11 protein-coding genes are annotated in these 12056 nt (G+C 41.8%); 6 read left to right on the top strand and 5 right to left on the bottom strand.

Annotated features, from left to right (window positions below; translation table 11 throughout):
• Positions 1-38: 38 nt before the first annotated feature.
• Positions 39-770 (top strand): lysophospholipid acyltransferase family protein, encoded by a 732-nt coding sequence (locus tag J4E06_RS07910; protein ID WP_349523492.1) that lies wholly within the window; start codon positions 39-41, stop codon positions 768-770.
• An 18-nt stretch (positions 771-788) separates the two neighbouring features.
• Here J4E06_RS07910 and J4E06_RS07905 read toward each other — a convergent pair whose 3' ends face one another.
• From J4E06_RS07905 to recA, 5 genes are all read right to left on the bottom strand, one after another.
• Positions 789-1955 (bottom strand): histidine kinase, encoded by a 1167-nt coding sequence (locus tag J4E06_RS07905; RefSeq protein ID WP_349523491.1) that lies wholly within the window; start codon positions 1953-1955, stop codon positions 789-791.
• A gap of 140 nt (positions 1956-2095) precedes the next feature.
• The gene (locus J4E06_RS07900; RefSeq protein ID WP_349523490.1) at positions 2096-3556 is read right to left on the bottom strand and encodes an outer membrane beta-barrel protein; all 1461 of its coding nucleotides are present in this window, start codon (positions 3554-3556) and stop codon (positions 2096-2098) included.
• A gap of 11 nt (positions 3557-3567) precedes the next feature.
• A complete protein-coding gene (locus tag J4E06_RS07895) occupies positions 3568-4098 on the bottom strand; it encodes an RNA polymerase sigma factor (protein ID WP_349523489.1) in 531 nt (176 codons plus the stop codon).
• 28 nt (positions 4099-4126) lie between these two features.
• Positions 4127-4567, bottom strand: a complete 441-nt coding sequence (locus tag J4E06_RS07890) for a hypothetical protein (protein ID WP_349523488.1) — start codon at positions 4565-4567, stop codon at positions 4127-4129.
• A 97-nt stretch (positions 4568-4664) separates the two neighbouring features.
• Positions 4665-5672 carry a recombinase RecA gene (gene recA / locus J4E06_RS07885; protein WP_349523487.1) on the bottom strand — a complete coding sequence of 336 codons (1008 nt, stop codon included), beginning with the start codon at positions 5670-5672 and terminating at the stop codon, positions 4665-4667.
• A gap of 276 nt (positions 5673-5948) precedes the next feature.
• Between recA and trhO the strand changes: the two genes are divergently transcribed.
• From trhO to J4E06_RS07860, 5 genes are all read left to right on the top strand, one after another.
• Positions 5949-6980 carry an oxygen-dependent tRNA uridine(34) hydroxylase TrhO gene (gene trhO / locus J4E06_RS07880; RefSeq protein WP_349523486.1) on the top strand — a complete coding sequence of 344 codons (1032 nt, stop codon included), beginning with the start codon at positions 5949-5951 and terminating at the stop codon, positions 6978-6980.
• A 205-nt stretch (positions 6981-7185) separates the two neighbouring features.
• Positions 7186-8343: a PSP1 domain-containing protein gene (locus J4E06_RS07875; protein WP_349523485.1), complete on the top strand. Its 1158-nt coding sequence runs from the start codon at positions 7186-7188 to the stop codon at positions 8341-8343.
• Positions 8333-8824: a gliding motility lipoprotein GldH gene (locus J4E06_RS07870; RefSeq protein ID WP_349523484.1), complete on the top strand. Its 492-nt coding sequence runs from the start codon at positions 8333-8335 to the stop codon at positions 8822-8824. The genes J4E06_RS07875 and J4E06_RS07870 overlap by 11 nt, the downstream gene beginning before the upstream one ends.
• Positions 8824-11157 carry a penicillin-binding protein 1A gene (locus J4E06_RS07865; RefSeq protein ID WP_349523483.1) on the top strand — a complete coding sequence of 778 codons (2334 nt, stop codon included), beginning with the start codon at positions 8824-8826 and terminating at the stop codon, positions 11155-11157. The genes J4E06_RS07870 and J4E06_RS07865 overlap by 1 nt, the downstream gene beginning before the upstream one ends.
• Positions 11158-11256: 99 nt before the next feature.
• Positions 11257-11958, top strand: coding sequence for a CoA transferase subunit A (locus tag J4E06_RS07860; protein WP_349523482.1), 702 nt, complete (start codon positions 11257-11259; stop codon positions 11956-11958).
• The last annotated feature ends 98 nt before the right edge of the window (positions 11959-12056 follow it).

Below are 12056 nucleotides of genomic sequence, written 5' to 3'. Positions count from 1 at the left end.
TCAAAGTGTAAAATATGGAAATACTTTACTTTTGACACATGCTCGGACTAATCAAAAATGTGGGACATGTATTATATAGGGTTTGGTTCTATATTTTGGTTACCGTTCCCATTCTTTTGTTTTTTCCGTTTTTGCTCATTCTCACTATTTCTGAAAAAACCTATCCCCAATTTTTCTGGCTCGCTCGAAATTTTTGGGCTCGCCCCATTTTGTATGGAATGGGCTGCTTCCCTAAAGTTATTCGTGAACAGCCTATGCAGAAAGAAAAGAGTTACATGCTGGTGGCCAACCATACCAGTATGCTGGATATTATGTTGATGCTTCATATAAGTAGAAACCCTTTTGTATTTGTGGGGAAAATGGAGTTGACCAGTATCCCCATTTTTGGTTTTTTTTACAAAAGAGTGTGCATTTTGGTGGACCGGGACAGTGTTAAAAGCAGAACGGGTGTTTATCGAAGGGCCAAAAGAAGGTTGGATCAAGGCTTGAGTATTTGTATTTTTCCCGAAGGGGGCGTTCCCGAAGAGGACATTGTTTTGGACAAGTTCAAGGATGGGGCCTTTAAAATGGCCATTGCCCATAAGATTCCTGTGGTTCCGATGACTTTTTTAGACAATAAAAAACGCTTTTCCTTTACTTTTTTCAGTGGCGGGCCTGGACGAATCAGGGCCAAGGTGCACGAGTTTTTTGAGACGGGTATTTTAAGCGCATCGGACACTTCTACTTTAAGGGAAGAAGTCAGGGAAGTTATTCTGAAGGATTTGGTTTGAATTGTTGAAAACACCTTTCTAGGCAAGATTTGGAAGCTCTAGAAGTATACTTTTAGTATGCATCCCGTTGTTAGAGCTACCGATGGTATTATGCACAATGTTGTATCCTTTTACGGTATTGAGCAATTCCACTTGGTCTTCCCATTTCATAATTTCATTGCGATAATCATTTTTAGGATGATCGGTGTGGTCTCCACTTTTAGATTGATATTGGATTTCTAGAACCACATTCTTTTCAGTTGTTTTGATGTCAACATTGAAGTGTTGGTCAACCACTTTGTTGATGCTGGATTGCTCCACGATGTTTTCGAAAACAAGAAGTATCACAAACGAGGGGATTACAATTTCTTTGAGGCTACCGTCTTTCTTTTCTATGGAAATGGAATATTCAAAAGAATCATCGTACCTCAACTTTTGAAGTTTAAGATACCAATGCAACATATCTATTTCGTTGTATAGCGAAACAGTGTCTTTTCCCAGCAGCTTTAAGTAGAAGCGTACAAGCCTGCTGAAGGTGGAAAAATAATCCAAGGCGAACTTGGTGTTCTGAGTGGTTATAAAATATTGTATCGCATTTAAAGAATTGAACACAAAATGGGGATTGAGCTGAGAGTTCAGGGTTTTTAATTTTAGCTCCAACATCTCCTCTTTTAGTTGAAATAGCTTGTGCTGTTTTTCAAGAAGTGCAGTATTGGCCCTGACACTTTTAACTTTTATAGCGCAAATGGACGCTATGGCCAAGAGCATTTTAAGATGACGTTCTGTAAAAAAACCCTTTTTCGGGTGTTCGCAATCAATTACCCCATAAAGTTGCTCTTCATAAGCAATGGGCACACAGATTTCCGAAAGTCTGGTGTCATCATCAATTATATAACGGGAATCTTGCGAGGTGTCCATTACCAACTCCGGCTTCCCTGTTTTTGCTACGGTTCCGGTTATACCTTCGCCAATAGTTATTTCCACAGGATTATAGATGGTTCGGTCTTTTGGGCTTTTTGGTCCGTATGCGGCTTTTTGCACCAGTATGCTTTGATTGTCGTCCACCAAATAGATTACACAATCCACAAAACCCAATTTGGAGATGCAATTTTTCGCTACATCCCAAAGGATATCCTCTTCGTTTTCCTTTCCCATAAGTGATTTGGAAAAGTAGACAAGGATGTCTTCGAACTTCTCAGTTTTCACAGAATCAATAAGTTGGTTAGCGTTAAGTCCTAAAGTAAGAAAAATTTTAGAATACTTTTTAATGTAAAAAAGCGCTCCATTTTAATAGAGCGCTCAATTGATTGCTTAAAGGAGCAATCTTCCTAACCAACTTCTTTATACTAGAACCTAAAGCTAAATCCACTATAAACGCCAATGGAATAAGGCTGAAAACTACCGGAAACATTTGAGAAAGTGTTCAGCTGGTATTTGAAAACAGGTTCTATATTGACTCTTATCTTGGGACTGAACCGATAATTTAGCCCCATGCCCAAATTGGCACTAAAGTTTAATGAATTAATGTTGTTTGCCTCGCCCATTTCAGTAATCAGTTCGTTGGACTCCAATAGTACAGCATTGTCCACCAGGAACAATGAACTTACACCTCCAATAAGTTCAACACCGAACTTTTTATCCAAAACAGCATAATTTAACTCCAAGGGAATTTCAATATAGCCCAATTGCTGAACCATTCTTCCATCTAAAGAAGGTGCATCGGCTAAGGCGATTTCCTTGGAGTTGAAAGCAGCAGTATTTTTTGGGCTGTCTTTACTTTCCACTACAATGGTCGAGGCGTTTGAGTTGTAATCAATATTGGCCAGCTTATCCGTGGAAGCGGCGCGCAGAACTGAAGAAAAAACAACATTATCGGTATTGTACCCATAATTCACGCGGTGCACTCCAGAACGGATTTTCAGCTTTTTACCAACGTCATAAGCTACTGTAAGCCCATAGCTTAAATTCACCGTTCCTGACTTTGAGTTGGAAGCAAAATCCGAACTAACAGGAGAACCATCGCCGGCGGCATTAAAATACACAGGGGCCAAGGATGGGCCTATCGACCATTTTTCGCTACCGCTTGTTGCAACAGCTTCCTCTAGTTCATCTTGTTCGATAATTGCATCATAAATGGATTTTTTCTCAACTTCCCCATCTTGCTCCTCGGCATTTTGAGCAATCTGATCGTTTTCCACTGATTTTTTTGCAACGGACTGCTTCTGATCGGATTTGTTTTCACCATCATTCATCGCAATGGCACTGCTTTTTTCTGCGCCAACTTTTTCCGAAGGATGCATTTCGGAATCCCTCAAAGCGCTATTATTTGCTTGCCGATTTTCAACAGAGCCATTCCTCTGCGAAGTAGAAGTAGTGTTTTCGGCAACTGCTGACATAACAACGTCTTCTGAGGTGTTTTTCGATTTTTGATTGTTGTTCTGTACAGCGTTCTTATTCTTTTTGGAACTGTTCACCAAACTTTCTTCCTTATCCAAAGTGATTGAAGGGTCGGTAAAATCCTCGCTCTTCTCTTCTTTTGAATTGTAAGGTTCTTCGGGAACGTCAATGCTCTCCCTATCGGTGATGATTTGTTCTTCTGGTTCTGCGGCAAATGGATTGATGATCATCATCAAAATGACCAATGCGGCAGCAACACTGCCCAAGCTCCACCAAATAGGTAAGGCGCGTTTTTTCTGTTTCTTTTTGTCCAAAGAAGCTTCAATGGAGTTCCAGACGCTTTCATCCGGAACTTCCTGAAAGTCTCGAAAGCTTTCCTTGAACAATTGCTCTAAATTCTTTTTCCCCATCGTTGATCTAATTAAGCAATGTTTATTTTGGCTTTTTCTATTCTATCCCTCAAAATGGCCTTGGCCCTTGCCAAATTGGATTTTGAGGTTCCAGTGGATGTCCCCAACATCTCACTGATTTCCTTATGACTATAACCATCCAATACATACAAGTTGAACGTCAACCTGTATTTATGCGGCAGCTCTTGAATATACCTCAGCAGCGTGGACAGACTAATGTCCGAATCATCTGTTTCCACCTCAATTTCATCTTCGTGGTTTTCCGAAATCACGTTGAGGTATTGGTCCTTCCTATATTTCTGAAGTACTGTATTTACGGTTATGCGTTTGATCCAACCTTCAAAAGAACCCTTGAAGCCAAACTGATCGATTTTATCGAAAATGGTCATAAAACTGTCGTGCAGATTATCTTCCGCCTCCGTTTTATTTTGGGAATACTTGAGGCACATACCGAAAAGAATACCGGAATATCTCCGGTACAGTTCGGCTTGGGCCTGTCGGTTTCCCTTTTTACATTTATGTATCAGTTCATCAAGATCCAAATGTTGGTCAATTCTGGATTGTTGCTATCTAATTTGTGGATGCCTCCTCCGCTATCGGAACAGAATATTCCAGATAAGTGGCATTCCCTTCATCATCATCACCTGCATAAAATCGAAAGACATAGTCTTTTGTGTAAATCACATTAAATTTGAGTGTGGCCACAACTTCTTCCACCGCTTCTGTGCAGGCACGGTCTTCGTCGGTTAGGACAGAACCCACTACTACCACATCGCGGTCGGTCTCCGCAGTTTGCGATACATCAAAACCTTCAAAAAAGGTACAACCATTAGGTCTTTGGTAAGTTACTTCAATATCGTAAGTTTTTCCAACTTCGAACGATTCTGGCATCTTGGCCTCAACAGTATTTAAGGCAGTAAAGTAAAAATTTGGGGAATCATCGTCCACTTCACAAGAAACGAACAACGAGCATGCCATAATCAAAATAAATGGCATCAGCACTTTTTTCATAATAATCCTTTTTATTCCCTAGATGTGCAGCACAGACAAGGGTTGCGTAGGATTTTCACAACTAAAAGTTAATCTCCCTAAAAAATCGATGAAAGGGTTATTCGCTTAAGGCCGAAATGGCTTCCCTGATTTTCCCTTCCAATTCATCGGATAGTTCTGGATTATCCATCAGCAGTGATTTTACCGCATCTCTTCCTTGGCCCAATTTGGTGTCACCATAACTGAACCAAGATCCACTTTTCTTGACAATTTCGTAGGCAACCCCCAAATCTAGAATCTCTCCGATTTTGGATATTCCTTCGCCATACATAATGTCGAACTCCGCTGTTTTGAAAGGAGGGGCTACTTTGTTCTTCACCACTTTCACCCTTGTTTTGTTACCCTGCACATCCCCCTCGGTACTTTTGATCTGAGTGGAACGCCTAATATCCAATCGCACGGATGCATAGAACTTAAGGGCGTTACCACCGGTGGTTGTCTCTGGATTTCCGAACATTACCCCGATCTTTTCCCTTAATTGGTTGATGAAGATTACGGTACATTTTGTTTTACTGATGGTTGAAGTCAGTTTTCTTAGCGCTTGAGACATCAATCGAGCGTGCAAACCCATTTTGGAGTCGCCCATTTCTCCTTCAATCTCACTTTTGGGTGTAAGGGCCGCAACAGAATCCACGATCACAATATCAATGGCACCTGAACGAATCAGGTTTTCCGTAATTTCCAAGGCCTGTTCCCCGTGATCGGGCTGGGATATGATCAAGTTGTCGATATCAACCCCAAGCTTTTTGGCATAAAAACGATCAAAGGCGTGTTCCGCGTCAATAAAAGCTGCAATGCCGCCTGCCTTTTGCGCTTCGGCAATGGCGTGCAGGGTCAATGTGGTTTTACCTGAAGACTCCGGACCGTAGATTTCGATCACCCGTCCTCTTGGGTAACCTCCTACGCCGAGTGCAATATCCAATCCCAATGAGCCAGAAGGAATTGCCTCCACATCTTCAACAACACTGTCGCCCATTTTCATAACAGCACCTTTGCCGTAGGTTTTGTCCAGTTTGTCCAGTGTTAGTTTTAGGGCTTTTAATTTTGCTTCTTTCTCTTTGCTCATGGTAAAATTATTAGGAAAGCTAAAATACCATTTCTTTCAACATGCCACAAAGCCCACGCAACCTTTTTAATAACAATGCATCTTAAGTGTACTAACTCATCTATATAGAGCTAATTATAGCTCGCAGTTGCTAGGAGAAAGAAAATCAGCTATGAAAAAGCAGTAATGGATCAAGGGGCCTTTTCAAACAGGCCCTTTTGATTTTCTTTCCTTATTATTTCTATCTTTGCATTTAATTTTTTTAAGAACCATTCTTTAACTTAATAAAGGTATAGCATGCAACTGTACAACACATTAAGTGCAAAAGAAAGGGAAGCCCTTATTGAGGAGGCCGGTAAAGAACGGCTTACCATCTCTTTCTATAAATACGCACACATCGGGAACCCTCAAATTCTGAGGAACCATCTTTTCTTAGCTTGGAACGATATGGAAGTTCTGGGACGTATATACGTGGCCCACGAAGGAATAAATGCACAACTTTCGGTACCTGCGGAAAACTTCGATATTTTTAAGGAGCATTTGGACAGCATCACGTTTTTGGAAAATGTTCGATTGAACATTGCCATTGAGCAGGACAATAAATCCTTTTTAAAATTAAAAGTGAAGGTGCGCAAGAAGATTGTAGCCGATGGCTTGAACGACAACACTTTTGATGTTACCAATAAAGGAATCCATGTTGGTGCCCAACAGTTCAATGAACTCATTGAAGACGAGAATACCATTTTGGTAGATATGCGCAACCATTACGAAAGCGAGATAGGGCATTTTAAAAACGCCATCACACCCGATGTAGATACTTTTCGTGATTCTTTGGACATTATTGAACAAGACCTTGCCGAGCATAAAGAAGACAAAAAATTGGTCATGTACTGCACCGGAGGTATCCGCTGCGAAAAAGCCAGTGCCTATTACAAACACAAGGGCTTTAAAAATGTGTACCAGCTGGAAGGCGGGATTATTGAGTACACCCGACAAGTGAACGATAGAAACTTGGAAAATAAATTTATGGGCAAAAACTTTGTTTTTGACCACAGAAGGGGGGAACGCATTTCCGATGAGGTGATAGCGCATTGCCATCAATGTGGCAAAGCTTGCGACACCCATGTAAATTGTGCCAACGAAGCCTGTCACCTGCTTTTTATCCAATGCGATGAATGTGCCGAGGCAATGAACAATTGCTGTTCTGCGGATTGCAAGGAAATACACGCATTGCCTTACGAGGAACAAAAACGTTTGCGCAAAGGCAAGGGAGCCAGCAACAAAATATTCAAAAAAGGACGTTCTCCCGTGTTGAAATACAAGAAGTAGCATTTCACTACTGCCACAAATTGTACTATATTTACAACAAGTAATTTTTATGAACCCTATTGAGGTAGTTTAAACGGGTAGGAAGAAATTTCATGTCACATCGAGCGCAGTCGAGATGAGTTTTTTATTTCTCAATGCATGAAGGAGTTTGTGACTGTAATCCAACTGACAACGTTTTGTTGACACCTCAATCAAGATATTAAATATGGCGTGTAGCAGTTGTTCAACCGGCAAGGATGGACAACCGCGTGGTTGCAAGAACAATGGAACTTGCGGCACTGATGGTTGTAACAAGCTAACAGTCTTTGACTGGCTTTCCAATATGTCGTTGCCCAACGGTCAAAAACCTTTTGATTGTGTTGAGGTACGTTTTAAAAACAGTAGAAAGGAATTTTTCAGGAATACGGAGAATCTCACATTGTCCATTGGAGATGTGGTGGCCACCCAAGCCAAATCCGGTCACGATGTCGGTATGGTAACCTTGACAGGGGAACTGGTGCGGATTCAAATGAAACGCAAAAAAGTTTCTCCAGACGATAAAACCATTCCCAAAATCTATAGAAAAGCTTCCCAAAGAGATATTGATATTTGGCAGAAATGCAGGGACAGGGAAGAAGAAATAAAGAAACGTTCCCGAGAAATAGCCATCTCGTTAAGGCTAGAAATGAAATTGAGCGACGTGGAATTCCAAGGAGACGGTTCCAAAGCTACATTTTACTACACCGCGGAAGACCGGGTGGATTTTAGGCAATTGATCAAGGATATGGCCAAAGCCTTCGGTATTCGTATTGAAATGCGACAAATCGGCTACCGACAAGAAGCCCAGCGTTTGGGAGGCATTGGTTCATGCGGACGTGAACTTTGCTGTTCCACGTGGTTGACAGATTTTAGGTCCGTCAGCACCGCATCCGCCCGTTACCAGCAATTGGCCTTGAACCCTCAAAAATTGGCGGGTCAATGCGGTAAATTGAAGTGTTGCCTCAATTACGAGCTTGATATGTATTTGGAAGCACTCAAGAATTTCCCACCCTCCGATTGTAAGCTCAAAACCCAAAAAGGGATAGCTTTTTGCCAAAAAGCGGATATTTTTAAAGAGACCCTATGGTTCTCTTACAAAGATGAACCTGCTACATGGCATACGCTTTCCAAAGATCAAGTACTGGAGATTTTGGAGCGGAACAAGAAAAATGAAAAAGTGGCCAGTTTAGAGGAATATGCCGCAGATAATGTGGAGGAGGATAAAACGACTTTTGAAAATGTTGTGGGCCAGGACAGCCTTACCCGTTTTGATAGACCGAACAAGAAAAAGCGAAGAAAGAAAAAGCGAAGAAAACCAAAATCCAAAGCACCCAATGCAAAGTAAATTTTTGTTTCTACTGATTGCAGTTCTTTCCCTATCATCCTGCAATGAGTTGTTGGTGTACTCCGACTATGAGCCCATCAAAGAAGGAAAATGGGAAATAGATCAAAAACTTGAATTCCAGTTTTCCGAACTCGATTCCACAGCAACCTACAACATGTTCATCAACATCAGAAATGAAGATACTTATGCCTTTAGCAATTTATTTTTGATTACCGAGTTAGAATATCCGAGCGGCAATACCGTTAAGGATACGTTGGAATATAAAATGGCCGAACCCAGTGGTGAATGGCTCGGAAAAGGAATGGGAAGCGTCAAGGAAAACAAGCTTTGGTACAAGGAAAAGATCGATTTTCCGAATTCTGGCGTATATAAAGTAAATATCTCCCACGCCATGCGAAAAAATGGCGATGTGGAAGGCCTTCATATTTTAGAAGGAGTAACAGATGTTGGTTTGGAAATAGAAAAAGCACCCAAATTATAATGGCAAAGAAGCGTCAAAAAAAACAACAGCAGAATTTTTTTCCTTTCATTAAATGGTTTTGGATTTTATTCGGGGCAGGAGTACTTTCCATTGTCCTGATTTTTCAATTGGCCTCTTGGGGAGTCTTCGGGGAAATGCCCACCTTTGAACGTTTGGAGAATCCCGAAACCAATTTGGCAACAGAATTTATCTCATCAGACGGCGAAACCCTTGGTAAACTCTATTTGGATGACAACAGAACATGGGTAGATTACGAGACCCTGCCACAAAACCTAGTAAATGCCTTGGTGGCCACCGAAGATGCAAGGTACTATGACCACTCCGGAATTGATGCCAGGGGATTTGCAAGGGCTTTGGCCTATTTGGGGACCAAAGGCGGTGCAAGTACCATTTCCCAACAATTGGCACGGCAACTTTTTGTAGGGGTAAGATCTAGAAACTTATTTGAGGCCGTAACACAAAAAATCAAGGAATGGGTCATTGCTACGCGATTGGAGCGTAACTACACCAAGCAAGAAATTATAGCCATGTACCTTAACATTTATGATTTTGGGTACAATGCAGATGGTATTCGTTCCGCATCCAGAATTTATTTCGGAAAGGAACCCGCAGATTTAAAAACGGAAGAATCTGCCGTTTTGGTGGGGATGCTCAAAAATTCATCGCTTTACAATCCCATGCGACGTGAAGAATTGGTCTTCAACAGGCGTAATACCGTTCTCGGACAAATGGCGAAATACGGATACATCTCCGAAGAGATGAAGGATTCGTTGCAAGGAAGGAAAATGAAAATCAATTTTAACCCAGAATCCCACAGAGAAGGATTGGCCACTTATTTTAGAATGTACATGCAGCGCTATTTGAACAATTGGGTGCGTGAAAACCCAAAACCAGATGGCGAAAAATATAATATTTATCTAGATGGGTTAAAGGTCTACACCACAATAGATTCCAGAATGCAGCAAAATGCAGAAGAAGCGGTTCAGGAACACATGATGAATTTGCAGGCCGAATTCTTTCATCAAAATACGCCCGACCGGAACCCGACCGCACCCTTTTTGGATTTGAGCAAAGGAGCCATAGATACCATTATGGAGCGAGCAATGAAACGATCGCCCAGATGGCGTCATCTTAAACGTGAAGGGTTATCGGAAAAAGACATCGAAGCTACTTTTCATGAAAAGGCGGAAATGACTGTTTTTGATTGGAACAGCGATTCCTACGAAAAAGACACCATCATGACACCGATGGACTCCATAAAGTATTACAAAACCTTCCTCCGTACCGCTATGATGTCCATGGAGCCGCAAACTGGCCACGTAAAAGCTTGGGTGGGCGGTGTAGATTACAAGCACTTTCAATATGACAATGTAATCCAAGGGTCCAGACAGGCCGGTTCCTTGTTCAAGCCATTTGTGTATGCAGCAGCTATTGACCAATTGCGTTACTCGCCGTGTTACACTTTGCCAGATAACCAATACTGCATTGAGCCGGGCAAGCATGGAAATATGGCCGCATGGTGCCCAAAGAATTCAGATGGAACTTACTCTGGAGATGATATGTCTTTAAAAAGCGCCTTGGCCAATTCCGTAAATACCATTACCGCACAGCTAATTGATAGGGTGGGCCCTGGTTCGGTAGCCTCCATAGCCAAAAGTATGGGAATCACAAAAGAAATCCCGGAAGTGCCATCCATTGCATTGGGTACACCAGATGTAAGTGTATATGAAATGGTGGGAGCCTTTGGAACCTTTGCCAACCAAGGAGTATACGTAAAACCTGTAATGGTTACCCGTATAGAGGATAAAAACGGCACCGTACTTTATGAATACGCACCAGAAACAAAGGATGTACTCAGTAAAGATGTGGCTTATGCCATGGTCAATCTACTCGAAGGTGTTACACAATACGGATCAGGGGGAAGGCTTAGACATACCTATGGCAAGAACCAAACCGTTTATAAAGAAATAATAACGGGATATCCTTATGAATTGACCAACCCAATTGCTGGTAAAACAGGAACTACACAAAACCAAAGTGACGGTTGGTTTATGGGTATGGTACCCAACTTGGTTACAGGCGTATGGGTAGGAGGTGAAGATAGGTCAATCCATTTTAACCGTTTGTTATATGGACAAGGTGCGGCGATGGCATTGCCCATCTGGGCCCTGTACATGAAAAAGAATTATGCCAATGAGGAAATAGGTGTTTCCAAGGAAGCCTTTGAAGTGCCCGAGGAAATATCCATTAATATTGATTGCTCTAAAACGGAAGAAGAACAAGAAGAACAAAGGATTGATACCGAAGACGACTTGGACGACTTGGATTTCTAGAACAAATCTATTTTATAGAATAAAGCCCCAAGCATATCTTAATTTGCTTGGGGCTTTTTTATTTAAATCGTAATTTCAGGGCATATAAATACGAATCATATGATCAAGAAAACAGTTGCCAATGTTACAGAGGCTTTAAAGGGTGTGGAAGACGGTATGACCTTTATGCTGGGTGGATTTGGACTATGTGGAATACCTGAGAAGGCCATTGACGAATTGGTGCGCTTGGGCATCAAGGACATTACCTGCATATCCAATAATGCAGGGGTAGATGATTTTGGCTTAGGACTCCTTTTACAGAAGCATCAGATCAAAAAAATGATATCATCCTACGTGGGAGAAAATGATGAGTTTGAACGTCAAATGTTGAGTGGTGAACTCGAAGTGGAGTTGACCCCACAAGGTACTTTGGCAGAGAAATGCAGGGCGGCCCAGGCTGGTTTCCCTGCCTTTTATACCCCTGCAGGTTATGGAACCGAAGTGGCAGAAGGCAAAGAGACGCGAGAATTTGATGGGAAAATGTATGTGTTGGAACCTGCATTTAAGGCCGATTTTGCTTTTGTGAAGGCATGGAAAGGAGACGAAGCAGGCAACCTAATTTTTAGGGGGACAGCACGGAATTTCAACCCTGCTATGTGCGGAGCAGCGACCATTACCGTAGCTGAGGTGGAAGAATTATTGCCAGCCGGAAGTTTGGACCCCAACGAAATCCATATTCCGGGCATATTTGTACAGCGTATTTTTCAAGGGGAAAAGTATGAGAAAAGAATTGAGCAGCGAACGGTGAGAATGAGACAATAAGCCGATGTGCCAATGTATCAATTCGTTTGAATTAACCCGTTGTGCATTTTGATTGAAACTTGTCAGTTCGAGTGATTTTTCTTTTGAAAAGTCGTATC

This window comes from Allomuricauda sp. NFXS6 (assembly GCF_040148835.1).
Classification (GTDB): Bacteria; Bacteroidota; Bacteroidia; order Flavobacteriales; family Flavobacteriaceae; genus Flagellimonas.
This window is presented reverse-complemented; position numbering and strand designations above follow the sequence as displayed.